The following is a 26600-nucleotide window of genomic DNA, read 5'->3' on the forward strand; positions in this document are numbered from 1 at the left end:
TTTTTATGTCGAAGACCCACGTAGTTATTACCTCCATTTTCGCGCCCACCAAGGCCGTGACCAAGATTGCGGCCATGCCCGAGTACCAGCTCGTGGTGGCCGGCGACAAGAAATCGCCCGCCGACTGGCAGGCCGATGGCGTGCACTACCTGTCCGTGGCCGACCAGGAGGCTCAGGGCTTCCGCATGAGCGAAAAGCTGCCGTTCAACCACTACGGCCGCAAGATGATAGGCTACCTGCACGCCATCAAGGCGGGCGCCACGGTCATCGTCGACACCGACGACGACAACATTCCCTACGACGGTTGGGTGTTTCCGGCATTTGAGGGACAGTTCGACACGGCCCCGGCCGATAAGGGCTTCGTCAACATCTATAAGAACTTCACCAGCCACCACATCTGGCCCCGCGGCTACCCGCTGGACCTGATTTTGAACACCGACCACAACCTGAAGGAGGCCGACCTGACCGCCGAAACCGCCAAAATCGGTTTCTGGCAGGGCCTGGCTGACTCCGACCCGGACGTGGACGCCATCTACCGCCTGGTGGACAACACCGAAATTTTCTTCGACAAGCGCGCCCCCATCGTGCTGCCCGAAGGCACGCTCTGCCCCTTCAACTCGCAGAACACGGCCGTGCGCCAGGAGCTATTTCCGCTGCTCTACCTGCCGGCTTACGTCACGTTCCGCTTCACCGACATCCTGCGCGGCCTGGTGGCCCAGCCCATCATGTGGGCGCACGGCTACCGCCTGGGCTTCACCGAAGCCACGGTGCTGCAGGAGCGCAACCCGCACGACTACGTGAAGGATTTTGAGTCGGAGATTCCCTGCTACCTGCATCCCAACCGCGTGATTGCGGCCGTGAAGCGCGCCATCGACCCGGCCAATACCGTGAGCGAAAACCTGCGCCGCGCCTACGCCGAGCTGGCCACCGAAAACATCGTGTCGGCCCAGGAGATTGAATTGTTGGAGTTGTGGCTGGCCGACGTGGCGGCCCTGACGAAGTAAGCTGGTTCCGATGCAGGAGTTTCCATCCCTTTCCATTGTTATTCCGTCTTGGAACCAGGGCCGGTTCATCGACCGCACCCTGCTCAGCATCTTCAAGCAGGACTACCCGGGCACCGTGGAGGTCATCGTGTCGGACGGCGGCTCGACCGATGAAACCGTGGACGTGCTGAAAAAGTACGGCGACCGGCTCATCTGGTGGTCGGCGCGCGACAAGGGCTTCGTCGACGCCGTGACCAAGGGCGTGGCCCGCGCCACCGGCGAAATTCTGGCCATTCAGAGCTCCGACGACTACTACCTGCCCGGTGCGTTCCGGGCCATGGCGGCGGCGTTTCAGCACTACCCCGAGGCCAGCTTCATTTCGGGCGGCGAATACGCCATCGACCTGCAGGGCAACGTGGTGAGCAGCAGCAGCCCCGTGGGCGACATTACGCCGCACTCCATTCTGTTCGAGAATGTGCCGCCGCAGCATGCCACCTTCGTCAAGCGCAAGTTCTTTGAGGAAACCGGCGGCATGCGCCGCGAAGTGGACATGTGCGCCGACATCGACCAGTGGTACCGCGTGGCGCACCTGGCGCCGGGCCGCTACATCTCCGACATGCTGGCCGTGTACCAGCTGCACCCCGACCAGCGCACCACCACCAGCGACAAATGGTACCCCAACCTGGTGAAAATGGTGGAGCTGTGTGAGCAGGAGCCCCGCTACGGCCAGAAGTTCCGCCTCAGCGACGAAGAGCGCCGCAACCTCTACACCTACTGGGAAATCAACTGGACCGGCAAGCGCGACATGAGCGCGGCGCGGCCCATTGCCTTCCGCAAGCTGCCCGGCCTGTTGAGCTACAGCCCCCGCACCCGCCGCATGATTTTGGGCGCCAGCGTGAACCCAATGCTGAAGAAGCTGGTTCCAACTGGTTTGCTTAACGCCATGCGGCCCGACCCGGCAACGGCCGTGGACCTGGACTGGTGGAAGGAAACTTCGGCCAGTGCCCCCAGCAATTAATTGAGCTTTTGAAATCTACGAATAACGCTATGACTAGCATGGAAAAAAACGCGAAAATCTACGTGGCGGGTCACCGTGGCATGGTTGGCTCGGCCATGGTGCGTCGCCTGACCAAGGCCGGCTACCAGAACTTAGTCACGCGGACTTCGAGCGAGCTCGACCTGCGCAACCAGGCCGCCGTGGCCCGCTTTTTTGAAGAAGAGAAGCCGGAGGTTGTGGTGCTGGCCGCCGCCAAGGTGGGGGGCATTCACGCCAACAACGTGTACCGGGCCGAATTCCTGTACGATAACCTCATGATTGAGGCCAACGTGGTGCACCAGAGCCACCTGCACGGCGTCAAGAAGCTGCTGATGCTGGGCTCGTCGTGCGTGTACCCCAAGCTGGCGCCCCAGCCGCTGCGCGAAGACGCCCTGCTGACCGGCCCCCTGGAGCAAACCAATGAGCCCTACGCCGTGGCCAAAATCACGGGCATCAAGCTCTGCGAAACCTACCGCGCGCAATACGGCTGCGACTTTATCTCGGTGATGCCCACCAACCTGTACGGGCCCAACGACAACTACGACCTGAACAACTCGCACGTGCTGCCGGCGCTCATTCGCAAGTTTCACGAGGCCAAGGAAGCCAACGCGCCCGAAGTGCAGGTGTGGGGCTCGGGCAACCCGCGCCGCGAGTTCCTGCATGTCGACGACCTGGCCGATGCCTGCCTCCACCTGCTGCACAACTACAGCGGGGCCGAGCTGGTGAACGTGGGCACCGGCGAAGACCTGAGCATCCGCGAGCTGGCCGAACTGGTGGCCCGCACCGTGGGCTACACCGGCGCCCTGCGCTTCGACGCATCCATGCCCGACGGCACCCCGCGCAAGCTCATGGACGTGAGCAAGCTGGCCGGCCTGGGCTGGCACTACCAGATTGGGCTGGCCGAAGGGTTGCGGGCTGTGTACGAAGAGTATGCCGCGCGCCCGGAGGCGGCCGTTATCCGGTAAAACCCGCCCCCCGGCTCGGCTCCTTACGCGGATATGGACATCGTCATCAAATCATTCAACCGGCCGTACTACCTCGACCGTTGCTTGCGCAGCATCTACCGCTACGTCACGGGCGACTTCACGCTGCGGGTGCTCGACGACGGTACCCCACCGGAATACCTGGACCGCATTCGGGCGCAATATCCGGCGGTGCAAATATTCTGCTCGCCGCGCTACCCTGATAAAGTGACGGCCTTGCGCCGGCACGTCGAAGGCGGTGCCCCCTTCGACCAAAAAGTAATTCCGTTTGATTTTTGGGTAGAACAGATTCGGGCGTGTTCGGACATTTTTCTGCTGATTGAAGACGATATCTGGATAACCGGCCCCCTGGACCTGGCGGCGTTTGCACAGCAAATGCAGGCCCAGCGCCTAGACATGGTGAAGCTGAGCTGGCTGGGCAACGAGCGCCTCAATGGCGGCCGCCGAGTCAACCTGCCCTCCGCGGGTGCGGCGGAGCTGGAAGAAATGGTGCCTGCCATCCCGCTATCTACCCAAACGGTGTTCCTGAACCGCTTTCGCGTGCGCTCGGTGCTGTATCACGCCCGTCTGCTTCGGTTTTGCAAGACCGATATGGAGTACCAATTGCCGCTGTACGCCTTGTACGCGGTGGCTTCGGCCTTTTTCAAGAAGGAATACTGGCTACACCTCTGGCCAATGGGTCAGGTCCAGGTTGACGAGGCCGAGCAACTGCGGCGGGCGCATTCGTGGTGGCGGCGCACGGGCGGCCGCTTTGCCAAAACCCGGCAGGAGCTCACCCGCACGTCGTTCATCACTTCGGCCACCAACGTTTTCGCTGGCGTGCGGCTGGACCCCTTTGTGCTGAACTATCTCCTGAACGAAGCCTGGCTGCGTGGCGACTTAGACGCTATGCATGATTTCCCGCAGGATTTTGCGCCGGAATACCTTCGCCCATTGCTCGATGCCGCGGCCAACGACCGCGCCACCTACGCCGAGTGGCTGCGCTGGACGGAGGAATTCAAAGGCCAGTACCGCCGCCTGGGCTGTGTCGTGGAGTAGCCGGCGCTTCCGGCGTGCCGGCCGAGGCCTAACAACTGCGTCATGACCGTGCGGTGGGCCCGTTGGCGTAATATCCCCGGCTTTTTACTATTCTCATGTTAAAACAGCGCCTGCTCGACCTGACGCAGCCCTTGCGTCAGAAAGGCTCTTTCGCTCAGAACTTCTTCGTCACGTTTTCGGGGTCGGCGGCCGTCACGGCGTTGGGCTTCTTGCTCACGCCCATCATGACGCGCATCTACCCCCCGGCGGCGTACGGGCAAATGGCGGTGCTCAACGCGGCGGTGAGCAACCTGACGCTGCTCACCACGCTCACCTACCAGAGCGCCGTGCCGCTGCCCAAAACCAAGGAAGACGCCCTGTCGCTGATGCAGCTGTCGGGGGTGCTGTCCGTGGGCTCGTTTGTTCTGCTTAGCTTGGTGATGCTGATGTTTGGCCCCTGGATAACGGCGTGGCTCGACGTGCAGGCCCTGGGCGGGTGGTTCTACCTGCTGCCTGTGCTGCTGCTGTTCTACAATCTGTCGCTGCTGCTGAGCTCCTGGTATACGCGCACCAAAGAGTTTCGTACCCGGGCCGGGGTCGACGTGGTGACGACGGTGGTGGGCCGGGCCTTCACCATTGGCTGCGGTCTGGTCACGCACGGCCACCCAGGCGGTTTGGTGGTGGGCGATGCCTTCAGCAAGCTCACCACCTTCGTGGCCCTGCTGCGCAGCGGGGTTCACCGCGAGTGGGGTGAATTGCGGCGCACGTTTTCCTGGGCGCGCGTGCGGAAGGCAGCCCATGACTTTCGGGAGTTCCCGCTGTACACGTTGCCGGGTACTTACGTCAACACGCTGTCGGCGCAGCTGCCCATTTTCTTTCTCACCAGCGGGTTTGGCGCCACGGTGGTGGGGCTATACTCGTTTTCGGTCACGCTGCTGGAAATTCCGGTAGGGCTCACGGGCTCGGCCATTGCGCCGGTGTTTTACCAGAAAGCTTCGGAGCTATTCCACACCGACCTGCCCCGCCTGCGCGAACTCACGCTCAACATTTACAACAAGTTGCTTTACGTCGGCATTGTGCCGCTGGGGCTCATCACCGTGTTCGGCGACTGGATGTTTAAGTTCGCCTTCGGGGCGCGCTGGGAAATGGCCGGGGTGTTCACCGGTTACCTGGGCTACTACTATATTTTCAAGCTTACATCGCAGGCCACTGGCAACCTCTACACGGTGCTAGGCAAGCAGCGCTACCTGCTGCTCACCAACCTGCTGCTGCTCGTGACGCGCGCTGCCGGGCTGGCCGTGGGCGTATACCTGCACAACGTGGACCTGGCGCTGCTACTGTTCGGGGTGGGCAGCCTGGCGTGCATCTTTCTCATCGACATGCACATTTTGCACCTGTTGGGCCTGCCCGTGGTGCGCATTGCGCTGCGAACCATTCTGTTGCTCGGCGCCACGCTGCTGCTGCTGAAAGGGCTACGAATTGGGATAGAATCTGTGTTTTTGAAGGCATAGCGGCCGCAGGCCCAGGGGCGCGGCCGCCGCACGGCAAGTTTCTATGGCCTGCAAAAGCGGCTTTGGGGGAGGAGCAGGCGTACCTTTGCAGGTGCTGCCGGGCCAAAGCCGCGTGGCAACTGCCTGAGCCTAGGGCCTGTGGCTGGCCGCAAAGCCCTCCCATGGCCCATAAGGCGCCTTTTCGTTTGTTTTCGTATTTATGGCTTCCCGTTGCCGGGCAACGCCACCACTTTTCGCATCAGCCGTTCTCTTTTTTGCTTTATGGAGCCATCAACCATCAACCTTTCCTATTACATCACCACTTTCAATAAACTGTCCTACCTCAAGATTGCGCTGACGGACCTGATAGAGAACCGGCAGCCCGACGAGGAAATTGTGGTGTCGGACGGGGGAAGCAAGGATGGTACCGCCCAGTGGCTGCAGGAGCAGTATGACGCCGGCCGCATTCAGGGCTTCATGTCGGCGCCCGACAAGGGCGAGGCCCACGGCGTGAACCGGGCCCTGCTCGCTTGCCGCGGCACGCTGCTCAAATGGATAAACGACGATGACGTGTTTTGCTACCCGGCCATTCGGGAGTGCAAGGAGTTCATGCTGGCCAACCCGGACGTGGACGTTATCGGCGCTGACGGCTTCGACAACTACACCGGTCAGGCGCTGGAGCTAATTGAGCACAATACGCACTTTGCCAAGTGGAAGCAGTCGAAGGAGCCCTTTGGCTTTTACGGACCCGGCCTAATGCTGCGGCGCTCGTCGTTGCCGCTCATTGGCCTCACGCACAGCCTCAGCCGCTTCGTCGACAACGAATATACTTACCGCATCATGTGTTTGCCGCTGCAGGTGGTGTGGTACCAGCAGCCCGTGTTCGTGCGCATCATCAACGAGGATAGCAACACGTTGAAATTTCTGAAAATAAAGAACATCGAAGAGGGCATCAACGACAAATACCGGGAAATTGCCACAGGCCGGCCGGTTTCCGAACTCAAACGCCAGCGGGTCATCAACTTGGTGAAGCAGCGAGTATACGGCCTGCTGCACCGCAAGTCGTCGGCCATTAAAGCCGAAAACTTTGCCCAGCAGGATTTTGCCACCACCTACGCCCAGCACCGCGCCACCCTGTACCAGTCGTTCGACCCCAAGAAGACCGAGAAGTTTACGCGCTAGCCCAACAGTACCGCCGACCTGTGGCACGCTCCTTGGTAAGGGAGGCGCCACGCCAATAGGCTGCCTCGCCAAGACGCGGCAGCTACACAAATAGTTATGAGCGAAGTACTTCCCATTGCCGTTGGGCTGATAGGCTACGGAAACGCGGGCCGCATTTACCACGCGCCGTTCCTGACTGCGCTGCCTCAGTTCCGGCTGCGCAAAGTGAGCACCCGCCGCGCGGCGCCGCTGCCCGGCGACGCCGTGCGCGTGGACAGCGCCGAAGAAGTGCTGGCCGACGAGGCCATTGAGCTGGTGATAATAGCCGCTCCCAACCATCGGCATGCCGACCTGGCGCGGGCGGCCCTGCGCGCGGGCAAGCACGTGGTGGTCGACAAGCCTTTCACCCTGAACGCTGCCGAAGCCGATGAGCTGATAACGCTGGCCCAGGAGCAGCAGCGCCTGCTCACCGTGTACCACAACCGCCGCCTGACCAGTGACTTCCGCACCGTGCGCCAGGTAATGAGCAGCGGCCTGCTTGGCCGCGTGGTGGAGTACGAAGCGCATTTCGACCGTTACCGGCCCGGCATTCTGGCGGGCTCGTGGAAGGAAGAGGACGTGCCCGGCAGCGGCATTCTCTACGACATGGGCGCCCACCTCATCGACCAGGCGGTGCAGCTCTTTGGCTACCCCCAGGCCGTAGCGGCCGACCTGCGCGTGCAGCGCCGCCACGGCGCTGCCATCGACAGCTTCGACCTCAGCCTGCGTTACCCCGACCTAAAAGTGACCCTCAAAGGCAGCATGCTGGCCGGCGATGCCTTTCCGCAGTTCACGGTGCTGGGCGAGCAGGGCTCGTTCATCAAGCGCGGGCGCGACATTCAGGAGGACGCCCTGCGCAGCGGCGCCTCGCCCACCGAAACCCCCGGCTGGGGCCGCGAGCCCGAAGCCTACTGGGGCAGCCTGACCACCGCCCACGCCGGCCTCGACCTGACGGCCGTGGTGAAGAGCGAGCCCGGCGACTACGGCCTCTTCTACCGCAACCTCTACGCTGCCGTCCGCGAAGGCGCTGAGCTGCTGGTGAAGCCCCGGGAAGCGCGCAACGTCATCCGCATACTGGAGCTGGCGCAGCAGAGCAGCCGCGAGCAGCGGCCGGTGCCCTTCGCCGAATAGCGCCGGGCGCGTGAGGCCAGCTTGTCTGATTTAGGGCAAGGCCTAACCTGCGTGACCGAACCCGGCTAGGTGGCCAGCTGCGCAAAAGCTTTTGGCAACTGACCATTACCTTTGCATTCCATTTGCACGAAAAGTGCAGCAGGAAGTTATTCACGCCTGCTGTCGGAGCAGGCACGCGCACCAACCTCTTTTATCCACCCAGAATGCCAAAATCAAGCGCCGACGTTGCACCGGCGTGGCTTGTCTTGGCAAAGACGCATGCGCTTTGCTTACCCGAAAGAGGCTGAATTTTAAGTATGAAAGTAGTAATATTTGGTAATACTGGTTTTGCTGGGCAAAACGTAACCGACGAGCTGGCCCGGCACGACGTGGAAGTGGTGGGTACTTCGCTGCGTGGCGGCCTCGACCTGCGCGACCCCGTGGCCACGGCCGCTTTCCTACGCCAGCACCAGCCCACCCACATTGTGAACTGTGCCGCCCACGTGGGCAGCCTGCACTACGTGACCAGCATGGCCGCTACGGTGGTGGCCGACAACACCCGCATGATTCTGGCCATGTACGAGGCCATTGCCCAGGAATGCCCCGGTGCCATCGTCATCAACCCCATTGCCAACTGCGCCTATCCGGCCGAGGCGCTGGTGTACCGCGAAGCCGAATGGTGGGACGGGCACCTGCACCGGTCGGTGCTCAGCTACGGCTCCAGCCGCCGCTTTCTGTGGACCACCGCCGAGAGCTTCCAGATGCAATACGGCGTACGCAGCATTCATCTGCTGACGCCCAACATGTACGGGCCCTACGACTCGACCGACCCCAACAAGGCGCACGCCCTGAACGCCCTCGTCTCCAAGTTCGTGAAAGCCGAGCGTACCCGCCAGCCCGAACTCACGGTGTGGGGCACGGGCGTGGCCGTCCGCGAATGGCTGTTTGCTCCCGATTTTGCCCGTTTGGTGTGGGAGGTGTTGCAAAACCCCGACCGCCCCGGCCTGGAGCAGCCCACCAACTTGGCCCAGAATAGCGGCCTGAGCATGCGAGAACTCATCGGCATCATTCAGGACAAGTTCAACTACGCCGGCCAGCTGGTGTGGGACACGAGCATGCCCGACGGCGCCCCGAAGAAAATCATGGACGACCACAAGTTCCGGCAAGTGTTTCCGGACTTCCAGTTTACCGACTTTACCGAAGGCATTGAAGCCACCGTGCGCTACTATGAGTCGGTTTATCCGTATTAGTCCCGCGACAGTGCCCCCTCGCTACATTTGTATCTCTAATTGACTGAGGCGTAGCCCTCAGACTTACTTACTCTTTCCTTATGAAAGTTGCTCTAATTACCGGCATCACGGGTCAGGACGGTGCCTACCTAAGCGAATTCTTGCTCGATAAAGGCTACCACGTGCACGGCGTGAAGCGTCGTTCGTCGCTCTTCAACACCGACCGCATCGACCACCTCATCAACGACGAGGACGGTAATAAAAACCCGAACTTCACCAACCACTTTGGCGACCTGTCGGATTCGACCAACTTGATTCGCATCATTCAGGAAGTGCAGCCCGACGAGATTTACAACCTCGGCGCCATGTCGCACGTGAAGGTGTCGTTTGATGCCCCGGAATACGTGGCCGACGTGGACGGCGTGGGCACGCTGCGCATTCTGGAAGCCGTGCGCCTGCTGGGCCTCACCAAGAAAACCAAGATTTATCAGGCCAGCACCTCGGAACTCTACGGGCTGGTGCAGCAGGTGCCCCAGAGCGAAACCACGCCCTTCTACCCCCGCTCGCCCTACGCCGTGGCCAAGCTCTACGGCTACTGGATTACGGTGAACTACCGCGAAGCCTACGGCATGTTTGCCTGCAACGGCATCCTGTTCAACCACGAAAGCCCGCTGCGCGGCGAAACTTTCGTGACCCGCAAAATCACGCGCGGCGTGGCGCAAATTGTGCTGGGCATGCGCGAAAACATTGCCCTGGGCAACCTGGACGCCAAGCGCGACTGGGGCCACGCCAAAGACTACGTGGAAGCCATGTGGCGCATCCTGCAGCAGGACGAGCCCGAAGACTTCGTGATTGCCACGGGAGTCACCACCACCGTGCGCGAGTTTGTGCGCTTGGCTTTTGCCGAAGTGGGCGTGGAAGTGGCCTTTGAGGGCGAGGGCGTGAACGAAGTGGGCCGCGTGGTGTCGTGCTCCATGCCCGAGTACCAGGCCCGCGTGGGCAGCATCGTGTGCCGCGTCGACCCCACTTACTTCCGCCCCACGGAAGTGGAACTGCTCATCGGCGACCCGGCCAAGTGCAAGGCCAAGCTGGGCTGGGAGCCCAAGTACGACCTGGCCGCCCTGGTGCAAGACATGGTGCAGGCCGACGTGGAACTGTTCAAGCGCGACGCCTACCTGCTGAAAGGCGGCCACAAGGTGAACTACCAGCACGAGCAGCACCAGTAAACCCGCCGGCACCCCGGCACACGAGCCGGCCGCGGAATCGGCGCAGTCCTTTCCCGCGGCCGGCTCTCATTTGCCCGGCGCCATCCGGCAATTCCTTATCTGATGCCTACAGTGTCTTCTCCCTTTGCCAAAATAACGGGGTTTTTCAGCAACCCCGTTTTTCGCAAAGCGGTGATTGGTTTCTCGGGGTCGGCGGCCATCACGGCGGCGGGCATGCTGCTCTCGCCGGTGATTTCGCGCCTGTACCGGCCCACCGACTACGGCGAGTACGCGGTGTTCAGCATCCTGCTGGGCAACTTGTCCATCGTGTCGAGCCTCAACTACTTGGGCGCGCTGCTACTGCCCAAACGCAACGACCGGTTTGCGGCCCTGGCCCAGCTCACGCTGTGGCTGAGCACGCTGGTTTCGGTGAGTTTTCTGGGGCTGCTGTGGCTGTTCGAAGACAGCATTCTGTCGTTCTTCGATATTCACAGCATCGGGAACATGGTGTACTGGATACCCTTTCTGCTGGTGGTGTCGGTGCTCTCGTCGTGTTTGCAGTCCTTATGCATTCGCGAGAATAAGTACTCCGTGCGCGCCGTGTCCGACGTCAGCGCCAACCTGTCGGGCAAGGGCTACACCATTGCGCACGCGCTGTGGTTTGGGCCTTCGCCCATCGGCTTCATTTTGGGCGACATGCTCAACCGCCTCGTGGCGGTAGGGGTGGTGCTGGTGCGCCTGCCCTTGCGCATCACCCGGCTGCTGACGGTCCCGGTCCCGTTCCGGCGCTTGTGGAAAACGGCTTATTTCTTCCGGCGCTTCCCCGTTCAGGTATTGCCCTCCACTTACCTGAACATCGTGTCGTCGCAGCTGCCCATTCTGCTGTTTAAAAAATTCAGCACTTCGGCCGAGGTGGGCTCGTTTGCGTTTGCCTCCAGCATGCTGGAGCTGCCGGTTTCGCTGCTGGGCGGGGCCTTGTCGCCGGTGGTGATGCGCGACTCGGTGCAGGCCTACCACGAGGGCGGCGTAGACCAGTTGGGGAAGTTTTGCGCGGGCTACTTCCGGAAAATATTCCTTGGCTTGGCCATTCCCTTTGCGGGCGCGGCCGTGCTGGGCGACCTCATTTTTCCCACCGTTTTTGGTGCCCAGTGGCAAACGGCCGGGGTGGTGGCCTGCCTGCTGGCCGGCTACTACGCTTTCCGCATCAACTACTACATCTTCGTGTCGGTGTATACCATTGTGCACAAGCAGCTGTACGACTTGATTTTTAATATCGTGCTGCTGGTGGCGCGGTTTTCAGCCGTCTATTTTGTGGTTCAGAGCCACGGCTTCCTCTACGCAGTGGGGGCTTACAGCGCGGTAAGCTTGGTGCTGACGGCGCTGAACTCCTACGTGCTGCTGGCCACCATGGGCGTGCGTTCCTGGCGCATTGCCATCGAGCAGGTGGCGTATTTCGCGGGCCTGCTGGCGTTGCTCTACGCGGGGCGCGAAGGCATTCATCATTTCATGGCCTAGGAAATGAAGGCACGCATCTACCGGCTGGTGAAACAGGTGTCGGACCGCGGCATTCAGGTGCTGGGTGGGCTGCGTGGCCCCTGGACGGTGGCCGACGGCCCCGTGCTCCTGCCCGCGGTGCCAGCCCAGCCGGTGCCGCTGCCGCGCAACGCCGACCAGTTGCCCGCCAGCTTTCGGGCCTTATTTGGGCACGGCATTGCCCTGGCCGAGCGGCGCGTGCATCGGCTGCGCAATGCGGTGGTGTCGTGGCACGGGGTGGTTTTTCAGCAGTTCCGGCTGTTTTTGCCCAGCGTGTGGGCCACGCCCCGCCTGCCGCCCGAATTCAACGGCACGTTTCTGCTGCGGCAGTGGATGGGCCGCCATCAGGACGTGACTACCCCGGAGGTGGTGGGCCTGGTGCACGGGCCCTGGGCCGCGGGCAACTATTACCACTGGATGGTGGACACCCTGCCGCGCCTGCTGCTGCTGCAACGCACCCACCCCGGCTGCCCGCTGCTGCTATTCGAGCCCGTTCCGGCCTACGTGCGCCAGACCGCGGCCATGTTTGGGTTTGAGCGCCTGCTGCCCTTGCCGCCCGAAACCGTGGCCAACGTGCCCGAGCTGGCCATGCCCGATTACCCGGCGCCGTCGGGCTTCCAGGACGGGGCCCTGAGCCTGGCCGCGCGCGACCGGGTGATAGAAGCGTTGCACCTCAAGGGCTTTGCTGGCGAGCGGCGCGTGTACGTGTCGCGGAGCCGGCAGCGCTTGCGCCGGCTCCTCAACGAAACCGCCATCGAGCCCCTGCTGCGGCAGTACGGGTTCGAGACGGTGTACTTTGAGGAGCTCAGCTTTGCCGAGCAGGTGCGCCTGATGACCGAAACCACCGTGCTGGTGGGCGTGCACGGCGCCAACCTCACCAACATGCTTTTTCTGCGGCCCGCCGCCGCCGTGGTGGAGCTGATGAACAACAGCACCCACGAGGCGGTATTCAACCCCTGTTATTATTACCTGGCCAACTCCTTGCAATTGAGCTACTACTGCGTGCCCTGCCAGGCCGCGAGCACCGGCGATAATTGGCAGGCCAACGACTCCGACGTAGTGGTGGAGTATGCTGCCCTGCAGGAAGTGTTTGCCAGTTTGTTTCCATCCGTTTGATTCCGTATGAAGCCGAACCTGATTCTTAGCATCAGCGACAATTATAATTTTTTCCACCTGTCGCGCTTTTTTAAATCCTTGTATAAAAGTGGGTTCAAGGGTAAGATGTGCCTGTTTGTGGGGCCCAATACCGGGGCGCACACCATCAGCAAGCTGCAGAGCATGGGCGTGGAAACCATTTCCTACAAGCCCGAATTCCCCTACATCAGCAACCCGCACCCCGACAATTTCAAGCAATTGCCGGACCCCATCCACATTTACAACTTCCGGCATTTCCTGTACTACGACTACATCCTCAAGCACGAAAACGAGTTCGGCAACGTGCTGCTGACCGATGTGCGCGACGTGGTGTTTCAAAAGGAGCCCTTCGACTTTACCATTGAGCAGGCGCTGTACGTGGCCATGGAAAGCCGGGAGAAAATCATCGGGTCCTGCACTTATAATTCGGCTTGGATACTGGCCGGCTACGGCCAAGAAAAGCTGAACGAATTGGCCGAGCACATCGTGAGTTGCGCCGGCACCACGCTGGGCCCGTTGCCGGAAGTGAAGCGCTACCTGCACACCCTGCTCACCGCCATTCTGGGGCTGAAGGATGCGTATGCCTGCGCCGACCAGGCCGTGCACAATGCCCTGCTGCACGCCGGCGCGCTAAAGCCCGTGCGCCAGCTCTACAACGACAACTCGCCCATCCTTACCGTGGGGCACGAGCACGCGTTCAAGCACGATGCGCAAGGCTACCTGCTCGACGGCCAGGGCCACCGCGCCAACATTGTGCACCAGTACGACCGCCACCCATCGCTCATGGAAATAATCGACAAGCAAGTGTTTTCCAGTCCGTTGGAGCTGTATTACCTGAAAACGCGGTTCAAGCTGCTGCCCTAATTCCGCGTCATGACCAATCCGTATTTCAGCGTCGTTATTCCGACCTACAACCGCGCCGCTTTCATCGGCGCGACGCTCGACTCGGTGCTTGCTCAGGATTTTTCGGAGTTTGAAGTGCTGGTAGTGGACGATGGCAGCACCGACAACACGGCGGCGGTGGTGCAAGCTTATACTGACCCGCGCCTGCACTACTTCCCCAAACCCAACGCCGAGCGCGGCGCCGCCCGCAACTACGGCGTGGCGCGGGCTCGGGGCGAATACGTGTTGTTTCTGGACTCCGACGACTTGCTGCACCCTAACCACTTGCGCACGCTCCGCGCCGGTATTCAGGCAGCGCCTACGTCGCCTAACTTCGTGGCTACCCGTTACGATTTTGCCCGCGACGGCCGCCGGCACCCCAGCCCCGTAGCCACCGTGCCAGCGGGCCACTACGGGTTTGACACGTTCATCGACGGCAACATGCTGGCCTGCAATTTCGCAGCCCGGCGCCTGAACCCTGGCTTGTTTCTCTTCGAGGAAGACCGCCGCTACGCGGCCGTGGAAGACTGGCTGTTTTTGTTGCAAAACACTCAACACGACACGGTGCTGTTGCTCGACGCCCTGACCGTGACCATGAACGACCACGACACCCGTTCGATGCGGGCCGACAACGCCGGCCTCATTCGGCGCCTGGAACTGGCCGGGGCATGGATGCAGCAGCACCTGACCCTTAGCCCCGAGCAGCGGCGCCGCCTGCTCGGGCGCGTGTATTACCTGTGCGCCATTCACGCTTACGCCGATGGGCACCGCGCCCCGGCCTTGCGCTACGCCCGGCAGGCTTGGCCGGGGCTTTCGCTGAGCCAGGGACTCGCCTTGGTGGCTCGCTCCCTCGTGGGCGTGGGCATGATTGAGCGGTTAAAAAAATTGCGGAGCTAAGCCAACGCAGCCGGCCCGCGCGTTTTTACGTTAGGGGTAGCATCGTTGTTCACCTGCTTTTATTTTTGTGCGAATACTTTTTATTGGTTACTGGAGCCTGCACGAGCCGCTCACCATTTCGACCATCTTCCCGCACCTGCGCTTGTTACAAGAGCGGGATGACGTGGAACACATCACGCTGACGACGGTGGAACGGGGCGTCGAAACGCAAGCCGATTTAACCCTTCGCCTGCCGTTTCCCAACACGAAGATTAGCTTTCGGCCATTGCTTTCGCGCGAGCACAAAATATTGTTGCTCAATAAAGTAGATGACTTCGTTCGTTTTCCGCGCGAATTGGCCGCTTTGGCCAAAGCGGAAGGCAGCACCGTGCTATTGGCTCGCGGCGCCCCGGCCGGGGCGTTGGCGTACTTGGCGGCGCGCCGTTGTGGGCTGCCGTTTTACGTTGAATCGTTTGAGCCCCATGCCGAATACATGCGCAACGGTGGCGTGTGGAAACCCTATGACCCGCGCTATCTGGTGCAGGTATACATGGAGCAGCAGCAGAAAAAGAATGCGTTGGGCCTTATGCCGGTAGCCGAAGCGCACCGTCGCCTGCTTATTGCCGAAGGGGTGCCGGCCCGACAGCTTGTAACGGTGCCTTGCTCGGTGAACATGGCCACTTTCGGGTTCGACGCGGCCCGGCGGGTGCGGCAGCGCCAGGCCTTGGAATATGGCAACGATGCAGTGGTGGGCATTTATGTGGGAAAATTCGGCGGCATTTATTACGAAGACGAAGCTTTCGACATTTTTGCACAGGCAGCCGCGCACTTTGGGGCTGCGTTCCGGCTCATTGTGCTCACGGCCCACCCGGCCGCCGGGGTAGAGGCCCGGCTGGCGGCCGCCGGCCTCAACCCGGCGCATTGCCTGGTGAAGCGGGCGCCGCATGCCGAAGTGCCTGACTATCTAGCTGCGGCAGATTTTGCTTTTCTGCTTTCCCGGCCCACGCCGGGCCTTTCACCCATCAAAGTGGGCGAATACTGGGCCAGCGGCTTGCCCATTTTGCTGGCCGAAGGCGTAGGCGACGACAGCGGCATCGTGGAGCGGGAGGGCGGTGGCGCTACGTTTGATTTAACCCAGCCTGAGAGTGTAAAAGCGGCATTGGTGCGGATTGAAGGGCTTCTGCAACAAACCAACCACCGGGCCGATGCCACCGCGTTGGCAGTGCGTCATCGCTCGCCTGAGCGGGCCCGCGAGGCCTATCAGCAATTTTTTGGCTGAACCGGTGCAGGACCGGGAATCTAGCATTGGCATGCTCTCACCGACAAATTAAGGTCTACTACCTTTGTGCTGTTGCTCCGACGCAAACAGGACAACGTCGCCGAGTTGCTTGGCCTGCGTCGTCAGGGTGACCGAAAACTGGGCGCTTCTCCGCCAAACAGCGGAATGGCGTGCCGGAAAAAAGCTGCGGATTCCAGCCCGTTTCTGCGCTTGTTGAGCCATTCACCTTTATGCGAATACTGTTTTTGAGTTATTGGGGCCTGAACGACGGCCTTACGTCGTCCACCGTTTTCCCGCACCTGCGCCTGCTGCAGGAGCGGGAAAACGTGTCGGCCATTCGGCTCGTGACGGTGGAGCGCGGCGCCGATGCGCAGGCCGAGCTGACGTTTGACCCCGGTTTCGCCCCTGCCAAAATCACGTTTGAGCCCCTGCGTTCCCGGCCCGGACGCAACGTTATCCTTAATAAAATCGAAGATTTCACCCGCTTCCCGGGCGAGCTGGTGCGGCAGGTAAAGGAGTTTAAGCCCGATTTTATTCTGGCGCGCGGCGCCCCGGCTGGCGCGCTGGCCTACCTGGTGTGGCAGAAGACGAAGATGCCCTTCTATGTGGAGTCCTTCGAGCCGCACGCCGACTACATGCTCGAATCGGGCGTGTGGCGCGCCTACGACCCTCGCTACCTGTTCCAGCGGCACTGGGAAAAGCGCCAGAAACAGCTGGCGCTGGGCCTGATGCCCGTAGCCGAAAACTACCGGCAACAGCTCATCAAAGAAGGCGTGCGGGCCGAGCGCATCGTTACGGTGCCGTGCTCGGTCAACGCCGAGGCTTTCGCGCCCAACGCGGAGGCGGGGCAGCGGGTGCGCCAGCGGCTGGGCTACACCGCGCCTGAAGCGCTGGTGGGCATTTACGTGGGCAAGTTCGGCGACATCTATTACGACCAGGAAGCCTTCGACCTGTTTCGCTCCGCTGCCGACCACTTTGGCCCCGGCTTTCGGCTCATCATCCTCACGCCCAATGCCGAAGCCAACGTGCGCCGCAAGCTGGCTGCCGTGGGGCTGGGCCCCGACCGCGTGTTTGTGACCAAAGCGCCGCACAACGAGGTGCCGGACTACCTCTCAGCCGCCGATTTTGCGTTTGCGCCCATTCGGCCGGCGCCTTGCCGGCTGTTTTGCTCGGCCATTAAAATCGGGGAATATTGGGCCAGCGGCCTGCCCGTGCTGGTGACCACCGGCGTGGGCGACGACTCGGCCATCATGGAAGCCGAAGGCGGCGGGGCCGTGTTCGACCTGAGCCAGCCCGGCAGCGTGCCCGCGGCCCTGACGCGGCTCGACGCACTGTTGCGCGAGCCCGATTATCGGACGCGCATCCGCGGGCTGGCCGTGCGGCACCGCAGCATCAACCGCGCCCGCGAGGCCTACGCGCAGTTGCTGCCCGTGGGCAAAACCCTCGAGTTGGCTGTGGGGTAGCGCCGGGGCTTCCCGGCCCGCGTACCTGGCCGGGAAGCTTCTATTTTTCTTTCAATAAAAGCATGTCTATTTCACCTTCCGCCGCGGCCATACCCGGTGCCCTGGTCATTTCCCTCGATTTTGAAATCAACTGGGGCGTGCGCGACCAACAGACGCTGGCCCAGTACGGCGCCAACCTGTTGGGCGTGCGCCAAGCCATTCCGGCCATGCTGGCGCTGTTTGCCGAGTTCGGCCTGCACGTGACCTGGGCCACGGTGGGCCTGCTGTTCTTTGAAACCAAAGCGGAAATGCTGGCCCACCTGCCCGCGGTGCGCCCCGAATACGCCGACCCCAACCTCTCGCCTTACCTCGTGCTCGACCAAGTGGGGGAGGACGAAGCCCACGACCCCTACCATTTCGGCCGTTCGCTCATCAACCAGATTCGGGCTACGCCGGGGCAAGAAATGGCCTCGCATACCTTCTGCCACTATTACTGCCTGGAGCGCGGCCAAACGGTGGAGAGTTTTCGGCACGACATCGAAACCGCCGTGCGGGTAGGGGCGGAGCAGGGCATGGCCTTGCGCAGCCTGGTGTTTCCGCGCAACCAGTACAACGCCCAGTACCTCGAAACCTGCCGCGCGGCGGGCATCAGCAGCTACCGCGGCAACGAGCAGTCGTGGATATACAAGGAGCGCAGCGAGGAGCAGCAGGCGCTGTACAAGCGCGGCGCGCGGCTGCTCGACGCCTACGTCAACCTCTCAGGCCAGCACACGGCGCGCTGGGCCGACATGGCCCGCAGCTTTCCCTACAATGTGCCCGCCAGCCGCTTCCTGCGGCCGTGGTCGGGGCGGCTCAAGGCACTGGAGGGCTTGCGCCTGCGCCGCATTCTGGCGGGCATGGAGCACGCAGCCAAGCACGGCGAAGTGTTCCACCTGTGGTGGCACCCGCATAATTTTGGCGTGAACCTGGCCGAAAACATGGCCGTACTGCGCCGCATTGCCCAGCATTTCCGCCGCCTGCAGGCCCGCTACGGTTTCGAGAGCCTGAGCATGGGCGAAGTGGCCGACCGTCTTTCATCGTATTCTAATTCCCCCGCCGCATGAGCGTTGCCCCAGAATTTGCCGGTAAGAAAATCGTGATGCTGGCCGGCCCCGGCGAGTCCACCAACATCCTGTTTCACGCGCTGGATGCTGAGTTTGGGGTGCATCGCATCATCGTCGAAACGCCCGTGAGCCAAAAGCAGCTGCTCAAGCGCCGGGCCGAAAAGCTGGGCTGGGCCACCGTGCTGGGCCAAATTGCCTTTAAGCTGGCCGTGGCCGGGCCGCTGGGCCGCGCCTCGCAGCCACGCCTGACGGCGCTCAAGCAAGCCCACCAGCTCAACGCCCAGCCCTTGCCCGAGGACCGCACCATCCGGGTGCCCTCGGTGAACGACCCGGCCTGCATCGCCCAGCTCCAAGCCCTGAACCCCGACGTGGTGGTGGTAAACGGCACGCGCATCATCGCCAAGCGCGTGCTCACCAGCGTGCCCTGCCCGTTTCTGAACACCCACGCCGGCATCACGCCGCTGTACCGCGGCGTGCACGGCGGCTACTGGGCCCTGGCCAACAACGACGCGGCCCACTGTGGCGTGTCGGTGCACCTGGTCGATGCCGGCATCGACACCGGCGGCATCATCGCGCAGGCCCTCATTCAGCCCGGTCCCGAAGACAATTTTGCCACTTATCCGCTGCACCAGCTCATCGCCGGCATGCCCTTGCTGAAAGAGGCCGTGCGGGCCGCCTTGCGCGGCAACATCCAGTTGCGGCCCGCGCCCGAGGGCACTTCGCGGCTGTGGTCGCACCCCACGCTAAGCGAGTATTGGGCCAACCGGCGCCGCACCGGCGTGCGCTAGGCGGGCACCAGGCGTCCGCCGGCCTGCTGGCGCTGGGCTGTGGCGGCTGTCTGTCGACGCGGCACGCTCATGCTTTGGGTGATGTACAGCCCGGCCAGGTAAAACGGCATCATCGGGATTTTGTAGCGCACCAGCGTACCGAAGTTATTCGACACGATGCCCACCGTGGCCGAAAACGCCAGGGCGAACAGAAAGCACAGCGTGAGCGACGGCGTGCTGATGATGAGCGACATCGTCTTGAAGAACCCCGAGCGGATGATGATGCGCAGGGTGAAAATCAAAAACACCAGCGCTTCCACCGCCGAAAGCAGCATGACGGGGTTTTTTACCTCCCACAAAAAAGGGCGGTACAGCGACACCACAATGGCCTGCGGCACCAGCTTCATCATGCCGCCGAGCGTACCATCCTGCTCGCCCAAGGTGTAGGCCGAGCCGTTTTGCCGGACACTCGTTTCGTACAGGTATTCGGACACGATTTTGCTGCGCTGGCCAATTACCTCCACGTCGTAACGGTCGTCGCCTTTGGTGAGGTTGGTGGCGGCGAAAAAGGCCAGACCCGCGCCGATACTCAGGAAAAAGGGCTTGGCTATGATGCGCAGCAACGGGCTCTTGATGCGCGAGCTGTTTTCGTTGAATACCCACAGCAGCGCCGCTGGCAGGAAGCACAGCAGGATATACACCTTCACCAACACGATGAAGTAGGCGAAGAAAAAGCCCATCACGGCGCAAAACAGGATGCTGCGCTTCTGAATGGCGCCTTTGTAAAAGCAGTAAAAGACCCAGCCCAGTGCCCCAATGCATAGGGAGTCTTTCATGAGCCCCGACCCCCAGAAAAATACCGAGGGCACAAACAGCGTAGCCGTGGCCAATTCCTTATATAACTGGGGCCGGATTTTGATGAAGGTGAGATACATCGCCCACACCCCGCTGAAGCTGATAAAAGCAAAGAACAGGGCAATGACGGTGTAGGTATTGCCACAAAACAGGCCGAAGAACGCCGTGATTCGAACAATGAGGTACTCCGAAGAGCCCGGCTGGTACCAGTACATGGCGGTGGTATACTTCGCCGTTTGCGGGTCGTAGGCGCCGCCGCTGGTCAGCATTAGCTTCAGGCCCGCCTGGAAAGAATCGTGGAAAGCATTCTGGATGTACGAGGCGTGCCGCCAGTAACCCGTCGTGTCGCCCCCGCCGTAGTAGTATTCGTAAATCAACCCCAGCGCAATGCCCCCGATGAACTTGAGCGTAAGGGCGGGAATGAAATAACGACGCGTGTAGGCGTTGGAAAATTTATCCCGCACCCCGTAGGCTATCAAATAGAAGAAAGCCAGAAATATTGGCGTAAGGAATAAGTCTTGTAAACTAAGCATATCAGGCCTTTCCGTTCTTTTTCAGCCACGCTTTGGCCTCCTTGTACTGCTCCGACTTGCGGTCGGCTTTGTCGGCAATGACGGCGTAGTAGCGCTTGGCGGCGGCCGTGTCTTTGTCGCGCACGGCCAGCCGGGCCAGGTTCACGTTGGCGAACAAATAAAACCCGCCGGAAGTGTCGCCGGTGCTTTCGGCAAACACGATGCACCGCTGGTAGTAGTCCTTGGCCTTGGCCAGGTCGCGGTAGCGGTTCTGCATCAGGTAGCCCAGGAAGTAGCTGGCGTAGCGCCCGCTGATGCCTTCGTAGCCGGGCATGCCCTTGTTGATTTTGTCCAGGATTTCGCGGCTCACCCGCTCGCAGTCGGCAAACTCGCCTTGGTCGTAGGCCAGCAGGGCGTAGAAGCGCTGGAAATAGCCGTTGTCGGGGAAGGTGGTGGCCAGGTAGCGCGCCACGGGCATGGCTTCTTCGGCGTTGTTTTCCTCGTTTTTGAGGATGCGCATGAGAAAAACGCGCGCCTCGGTGGCGGTGTAAAAGCCGTTGTTGGCCACGCTGCGGAGCTGTTGCATGCCCAGCTTTTTGTCGCCCTTCGGGAAGAACAGCAGCACGGGTTTCAGCAGCGGGTAGTTGTCCGGAATCCAGACGGCGTAGTAGTTGAACAGTGCCTGCCCAAACTGAAACTCGGGGCTCAGGCCGTTGGCTTCCTGGCTCTTTTTGAGAAAATTGAGTGAGCGGCGGGCACCCACGGTGGCTTTGCGCCAATCGTGGCGCTCGGCGTGCAGGCGGGCGTCGAAGCCGTAAGCGGCCGAGAGGAAGAAGCTGGCTTCGTAGTTGTTGTTGTCGGCGTCGTAGAGCTTCTGGGCCTTGGTCACGGCCGTGTCCATGTAGGCGAAGAAGGTCTTGTCGTACTGGTTGGTCTGGAAGTTGGTGGGCATGATTTTCCACCACGTGCTCAGCCCCAGCAGAAAGTACGGCATGGGGTGGTTGGGGTAGCGCCGCCGCAGGGAGCGGAACTGCTTCTCGGCCCGGTCGTACTTGAAATTGTAGATGTTGTGCACCGCGCCGTCGAGCTCGAGCTGGATGTCCTTGTCGAGCAGCAGCCAGCCCTTGGTGTCGATGGCCGAGGGAAGCACGCCCACCGTGTCGAGGGCCACCGTTTTGATGGGCGGAGGGGTGCGAATTGTATCGGGCTTCTGAGCACTGGCCAGCAGCGGCGCGAAGAGCAGCCCCAGGCAGATACAAAACAGCGAGCGCAGCATAGAAAGCGAGTAGAAAGCGGACCGGCGCCGCGGCCCGGCGAAAAGCAGACCAAAGGAAACGGGCCTGCTAAAGTACGGACTTTGGCCTAGCTTTGGGCGACAATTCCCCTGCTTATGCAATTGTTGCGCTCCCTTTGCCGCATTCAGGCACCTTCCGGCAACGAATCGGCCCTTACCCGCTTTGTGCTCGACTACGTGCGCCAGCACCAGGGCACTTGGCGGCACCAGCCCCAAGTCATCGCCGACGACCGGTTTCAGGACTGCATCGTGCTGGTGTTTGGGCAGCCGCGCACGGCCGTGTTTGCCCACATGGACAGCATCGGGTTCACCGTGCGCTACGGCCGGCAGCTGGTGCGCATCGGCGGGCCGCAGGCCGAGGCCGGCTACCGCCTGGTAGGGGAGGATTCGCAAGGACAGATAGATTGCACACTAACAATAGATGACGAAACCGGGGAACTGGGCTATGCGTTCCACCGCGACATTGACCGCGGCACCGAGCTCACGTTCTACTGCGACTTTCGCGAAACCGACACCACCGTCCAGAGCTGCTACCTCGACAACCGCCTCGGCGTGTGGAACGCCCTGCGCCTGTGCGAAACCCTGGAGCACGGCATTGTGGCCTTTTCCTGCTGGGAAGAGCACGGCGGCGGTTCGGTGGCCTACCTGGCTAAATTCATCTACGAAACCTACGGCGTGCGCCAGGCCCTGATTTCCGACATCACCTGGGTGACCGAAGGCGTGCACGCCGGCCAGGGCTGCGCCATTTCGCTACGCGACTCCCTCATTCCGCGCCGGGCCTACGTCGACCGCATTCGGGCCATCGCCACTGCGTCGGGCGTTCCGCACCAGCTCGAAGTAGAAGGCAGCGGCGGCTCCGATGCCAAGGAGCTGCAGCACGCGGCCGCGCCCTGGGACTGGTGTTTTGTGGGGGCGCCCGAAGACCACGTGCACTCGCCCGATGAGCTGGTCGACAAGCGCGACATTGCCAGCATGCTGGCGCTGTATCAGGTGCTGATGCGGGAGTTATAACCCGGGATGTGCCTATTTATCCTGCTATTTCTCAAAAGCAGGGTGGGTTATCGGGCATTACCTCCGAAATTTGCACCGTAGACCGGTGGGCTCGCTGCCTTTTTGTTCGCCCCGGGCATTACAACGGCTGCTGGTTTGCTTACGCGCCTTCGCCCGCCACCTTTCATATTGTTCCTCAAATAAGGGCCTGAAGCCCAGTACGCTATTCTATGAAAATCGCACTCATCACGGGGGCCGGGGGCCTGATAGGCTCGGAAGCGGTGGAGTTCTTCGCCGACAAGTTTGACCTGGTGGTCGGCATCGACAACAATATGCGGAGCTATTTCTTCGGCGAGCAGGCCAGCACCGACTGGAACCGCGCCCGCCTGCAGAACACGTTCGCCAACTACCGCCACCACGCGGCCGACATCCGCGACCAGGCCGCGCTCGAAGCCATTTTTCAGGAATACGCCACCGACGTTGCGCTCGTGGTGCACACGGCCGCCCAGCCCAGCCACGACTGGGCCGCGCGCGAGCCCTTCACCGACTTCACCGTCAACGCCAACGGCACGCTCAACCTGCTGGAGATGACCCGCCGCCATTGCCCCGACGCGGTCTTCATCTTCACCTCCACCAACAAGGTGTACGGCGACACGCCCAACGCCCTGCCGCTGGTCGAGCTCGAAACCCGTTGGGAAATCGACGAAGCGCACCCGTATTTCCAGCACGGCATCGACGAGCGCATGAGCATCGACCACACCACGCACTCTTTGTTCGGGGCCTCGAAGGTGGCGGCCGACGTGCTGGTGCAGGAGTACGGCCGGTACTTCGGCATGAAGACGGCCGTCTTCCGCGGCGGCTGCCTCACGGGGCCGCGCCACTCCGGGGCGCAGCTGCACGGCTTTTTGTCGTATTTGATGAAGTGCGCCCTCACCGGCGACCACTACACCGTTTTCGGCTACAAGGGCAAGCAGGTGCGCGACAACATCCACTCCCACGACCTGGTGAACATGTTCTGGCACTTCTACCAGCAGCCGCGCACCGGCGGCGAGGTGTACAACGCCGGCGGGGGCCGCTTCGCCAACTGCTCGATGCAGGAGGCCATTGCCCTGTGCGAAACCATCACGGGCAACACGATGTCGTATTCCTATTCGGAGCAGAACCGCATCGGCGACCACATCTGGTACGTGTCCGACGTGCGCCGCTTCCAGCAGCACTACCCGGGCTGGCAGTTCGAGTACGGCCTCACCGCCACGCTGACGCAGATTTTCAACGAGCTGCGCCAGCGCCAGCCCGCCCCCACGGCATGAGCGACGGCATGAAGCTGAGCGTCGTCATTCCGGCCTACAACGAGGAAGAGAGCATCGGCGAGACGCTGCGCACGCTGCACGCGGCGCTGGTGGCCGAAGGCATCGACCACGAAATCGTCGTCACCAACGACAACTCGAAGGACAACACCCTGGGCGCGCTCGAAGCCCTGGCGCGGGAAATCCCGGCGCTGACCTACTACACCAACCCCGGGCCCAACGGCTTCGGCTACGCCGTGCGCTACGGCCTCGAGCGCTACACGGGCGAGTGCGTGGCCGTGATGATGGCCGACCTCAGCGACGACCCGGCCGACCTGGTGCGCTACTACCGCACCATGCAGGCCGGCGGCTACGACTGCGTCTTCGGCTCGCGCTGGATAAAGGGGGGCCGGGTGGTGGACTACCCGGCCCACAAAAAGACGCTCAACCGCGTGGCCAACGCCCTCGTCAAAACGCTGTTTCGGCTCAAGTACAACGACTGCACCAACGCCTTCAAGCTCTACCGCCGCCACACCATGGACGGGCTCAAGCCCTTCCTCTCCCCCCACTTCAACCTCACCCTCGAACTGCCGCTCAAGGCCATCGTCCGGGGCTACTCCTACGCCGTGGTGCCCAACTCCTGGACCAACCGCAAGTACGGCGAGAGCAAGCTCAAAATCAAGGAGATGGGCTCGCGCTACTTCTTCATCATGATGTACTGCCTCATCGAAAAACACTTCTCTCGGGGCGATTTTCATAAGACAAAAGTTACCGCTTAAAACCAGCAAATGGGTATAGTTTACAAGGCAGAGCGTTGGATGGCATGGCTGTCCAGCGCTCGTTTGTTTCGGGTGTTAGCGGGGCTCAACCTCCTCGTCACCCTGGTGCTGGCAGTGGCGTCGCTGCACGCCATCACCCCCGACGACCGCAGCTCCTACATGGGCTTGGCCGAGGGCATGCTGCACGGGCGGTACTCGGCCTGGTATTTTCTGCCCGATTACATTCCGGACACGTTTCGCAACCCCGGCTACCCGGTGTTTTTGCTGCTGCTGAAAAGCATTGGCCTGCACGAAACCGGCATCCGGCTGTTCCAGACCGGGCTCTACATCGGCACCATTGCCCTCGTGTTGCGGCTGATAAAGCACTGCGAAGGCGCCAACCACACGTGGCTGGTGCGCAACCTGTTTTTGCTGCTGCTGCTGCCCAACATTCAGCTGGCCTACCTGGCGGCCTACATCTACCCCGAAGTGCTGGTGGCGTTTATGATTGCGCTTTATGGCGTGGTGGCCATCACCTGGGCCCCTTCGTGGAAACGGACGCTGACGCTGGCGCTGGTGGCGGGCGTGGTGTTCCAGCTGCGGCCGGTGTTTGTGTTCGTGCCGGTCATTCAGCTGCTGCTCGATTTCTGGCAAACGCGGCGTCAGGGCTTTTCCTGGGTGCAGGCTGCGGCGCTGCTGCTCGTTTTCGGGGCCACCATGCTGCCCTACGGCCTCTGGAACCTGCGCCACCACGGCGTGTTCAAGACGACTTCGCTGGAAGGCGGCGCCGGGGTGATGCAGATTGGCTTTTGGGCCCTGCGCATGCCCGGCTACCACGAAGGGCGCTACTGGGGCAACCAGATGGGCGACGAAGTGGTGTCCTTCACCGACACCGCTGACGTGAAAAACCACATTGCCGCCTTCAACCGCGAGTGGGACGTCATCGACGCCCAAACCAAGCCGCTGCTCACCGACGTGGACCGCCGCTACGCCGCCCAGATGTACCACTACATCCCGCCGGCCTGGCCCGACTACGGCTTCCTGTTTCCCACCTACAGCTCGGCCTACACCATCAAGCGCGAACAGCTGCTGATGAAAGCCAACGTGGCCGACATTCTGCGGGAGCCCGGCTACTATTTCAAAACGCGTCTTTACACGCTGGTGCGCCTGTGGGTGACGGGCGTGCAGCGCCCGGCCTGGCGCGCGGCCACCAGCCCCGTGGCCAAAATCAAAGTGCTGTACCCCACGCTCGTGAGCGGCTTCACCTTTCTGCTGGCCGTGGCCAGCATCGGGTGGGTGCTGCTGAGCCGGCGCCGGATGGCGTGCGCGCCCACCTGGCGGCTGTCGTTGGCGTTGGTGGTGTATTTCGGGCTCATTCACCTGCCGTTTGCCATTCAGGCGCGCTACACGGTGCCCGTGCGGCCCTGGCTTCTGCTGAGCATCGCGCTGGCAGTAGGGGCGTGGCTAACGCGCCGAACCCAGGGCGGCACTCAGGCGCTTATGCCGGCGTAAGCAGTCAGGAACTACAAAACGAAGAAACGAAGGCGAAAAAGGGAAGTGAACGATGACGGGCGCGCCGTAGCGCCCGATGGCAACTTGCGGGGCATGATAGCGGGCAAACGCGACATTGCCAGAA

The 26600-nt window shown here is 61.8% G+C and carries 23 protein-coding genes; 21 read left to right on the forward strand and 2 right to left on the reverse strand.

Features of this window, described 5'->3' with window-relative positions; genetic code table 11:
• Positions 1–5 precede the first annotated feature (5 nt).
• The 17 genes from IC234_RS06590 to IC234_RS06670 all read left to right on the forward strand — a co-directional run bounded on the left by IC234_RS06590 (position 6) and on the right by IC234_RS06670 (position 19290).
• A complete protein-coding gene (locus IC234_RS06590) occupies positions 6–1004 on the forward strand; it encodes an STELLO glycosyltransferase family protein (protein ID WP_190923057.1) in 999 nt (332 codons plus the stop codon).
• Positions 1005–1014: 10 nt separating this feature from the next.
• Positions 1015–2001, forward strand: coding sequence for a glycosyltransferase family 2 protein (locus IC234_RS06595; RefSeq protein ID WP_190923058.1), 987 nt, complete (start codon positions 1015–1017; stop codon positions 1999–2001).
• Between the two features lie 38 nt (positions 2002–2039).
• On the forward strand, positions 2040–2984 hold the full coding sequence (fcl, locus tag IC234_RS06600) for a GDP-L-fucose synthase (protein WP_190923059.1): 945 nt from the start codon (positions 2040–2042) through the stop codon (positions 2982–2984).
• A gap of 33 nt (positions 2985–3017) precedes the next feature.
• Complete coding sequence (locus IC234_RS06605) at positions 3018–4040, forward strand: glycosyltransferase family 2 protein (RefSeq protein ID WP_190923060.1); 1023 nt, start codon at positions 3018–3020, stop codon at positions 4038–4040.
• Positions 4041–4135: 95 nt separating this feature from the next.
• Positions 4136–5530: a lipopolysaccharide biosynthesis protein gene (locus IC234_RS06610; protein WP_190923061.1), complete on the forward strand. Its 1395-nt coding sequence runs from the start codon at positions 4136–4138 to the stop codon at positions 5528–5530.
• Between the two features lie 261 nt (positions 5531–5791).
• Entirely contained in the window at positions 5792–6691 is a 900-nt protein-coding gene (locus IC234_RS06615) for a glycosyltransferase family A protein (RefSeq protein ID WP_190923062.1), read from the forward strand.
• A gap of 96 nt (positions 6692–6787) precedes the next feature.
• On the forward strand, positions 6788–7840 hold the full coding sequence (locus IC234_RS06620) for a Gfo/Idh/MocA family oxidoreductase (RefSeq protein ID WP_190923063.1): 1053 nt from the start codon (positions 6788–6790) through the stop codon (positions 7838–7840).
• Positions 7841–8136: 296 nt separating this feature from the next.
• Positions 8137–9069 (forward strand): NAD-dependent epimerase/dehydratase family protein, encoded by a 933-nt coding sequence (locus IC234_RS06625; protein WP_190923064.1) that lies wholly within the window; start codon positions 8137–8139, stop codon positions 9067–9069.
• 80 nt (positions 9070–9149) lie between these two features.
• Positions 9150–10274, forward strand: a complete 1125-nt coding sequence (gmd, locus tag IC234_RS06630) for a GDP-mannose 4,6-dehydratase (RefSeq protein ID WP_190923065.1) — start codon at positions 9150–9152, stop codon at positions 10272–10274.
• A 111-nt stretch (positions 10275–10385) separates the two neighbouring features.
• Positions 10386–11768, forward strand: coding sequence for an oligosaccharide flippase family protein (locus IC234_RS06635; RefSeq protein ID WP_190923066.1), 1383 nt, complete (start codon positions 10386–10388; stop codon positions 11766–11768).
• Between the two features lie 3 nt (positions 11769–11771).
• Positions 11772–12902, forward strand: a complete 1131-nt coding sequence (locus tag IC234_RS06640) for a glycosyltransferase family 61 protein (protein ID WP_190923067.1) — start codon at positions 11772–11774, stop codon at positions 12900–12902.
• 6 nt (positions 12903–12908) lie between these two features.
• Positions 12909–13784, forward strand: a complete 876-nt coding sequence (locus IC234_RS06645) for a hypothetical protein (RefSeq protein WP_190923068.1) — start codon at positions 12909–12911, stop codon at positions 13782–13784.
• Positions 13785–13793: 9 nt separating this feature from the next.
• A complete protein-coding gene (locus tag IC234_RS06650) occupies positions 13794–14699 on the forward strand; it encodes a glycosyltransferase family 2 protein (RefSeq protein WP_190923069.1) in 906 nt (301 codons plus the stop codon).
• A gap of 67 nt (positions 14700–14766) precedes the next feature.
• On the forward strand, positions 14767–15957 hold the full coding sequence (locus IC234_RS06655) for a glycosyltransferase (protein ID WP_190923070.1): 1191 nt from the start codon (positions 14767–14769) through the stop codon (positions 15955–15957).
• Positions 15958–16187: 230 nt separating this feature from the next.
• Entirely contained in the window at positions 16188–17420 is a 1233-nt protein-coding gene (locus tag IC234_RS06660; RefSeq protein WP_190923071.1) for a glycosyltransferase, read from the forward strand.
• A 62-nt stretch (positions 17421–17482) separates the two neighbouring features.
• Positions 17483–18502 (forward strand): polysaccharide deacetylase family protein, encoded by a 1020-nt coding sequence (locus IC234_RS06665; protein ID WP_190923072.1) that lies wholly within the window; start codon positions 17483–17485, stop codon positions 18500–18502.
• A complete protein-coding gene (locus tag IC234_RS06670; RefSeq protein ID WP_190923073.1) occupies positions 18499–19290 on the forward strand; it encodes a formyl transferase in 792 nt (263 codons plus the stop codon). Before IC234_RS06665 ends, IC234_RS06670 begins: the two co-directional genes overlap by 4 nt.
• Here the strand turns inward: IC234_RS06670 and IC234_RS06675 are convergent.
• Both IC234_RS06675 and IC234_RS06680 read right to left on the reverse strand, forming a co-directional pair.
• The gene (locus IC234_RS06675) at positions 19287–20588 is read right to left on the reverse strand and encodes a hypothetical protein (protein ID WP_190923074.1); all 1302 of its coding nucleotides are present in this window, start codon (positions 20586–20588) and stop codon (positions 19287–19289) included. The genes IC234_RS06670 and IC234_RS06675 overlap by 4 nt on opposite strands.
• Positions 20589–20658: 70 nt before the next feature.
• A complete protein-coding gene (locus IC234_RS06680; RefSeq protein WP_190923075.1) occupies positions 20659–21912 on the reverse strand; it encodes a tetratricopeptide repeat protein in 1254 nt (417 codons plus the stop codon).
• 114 nt (positions 21913–22026) lie between these two features.
• Here IC234_RS06680 and IC234_RS06685 point away from each other — a divergent pair, with 114 nt between their 5' ends.
• The 4 genes from IC234_RS06685 (at position 22027) to IC234_RS06700 (ending at position 26476) form a co-directional block, all read left to right on the forward strand.
• Positions 22027–22941, forward strand: coding sequence for a M20/M25/M40 family metallo-hydrolase (locus IC234_RS06685; RefSeq protein ID WP_190923076.1), 915 nt, complete (start codon positions 22027–22029; stop codon positions 22939–22941).
• A gap of 209 nt (positions 22942–23150) precedes the next feature.
• Entirely contained in the window at positions 23151–24230 is a 1080-nt protein-coding gene (locus IC234_RS06690; protein ID WP_190923077.1) for an NAD-dependent epimerase/dehydratase family protein, read from the forward strand.
• Between the two features lie 8 nt (positions 24231–24238).
• Positions 24239–24985, forward strand: a complete 747-nt coding sequence (locus tag IC234_RS06695) for a glycosyltransferase family 2 protein (protein WP_190923431.1) — start codon at positions 24239–24241, stop codon at positions 24983–24985.
• A 63-nt stretch (positions 24986–25048) separates the two neighbouring features.
• The gene (locus tag IC234_RS06700; protein WP_190923078.1) at positions 25049–26476 is read left to right on the forward strand and encodes a hypothetical protein; all 1428 of its coding nucleotides are present in this window, start codon (positions 25049–25051) and stop codon (positions 26474–26476) included.
• Positions 26477–26600: the final 124 nt, after the last annotated feature.

The sequence above is a fragment of the Hymenobacter armeniacus genome (assembly GCF_014699055.1).
Taxonomy (GTDB): domain Bacteria; phylum Bacteroidota; class Bacteroidia; order Cytophagales; family Hymenobacteraceae; genus Hymenobacter; species Hymenobacter armeniacus.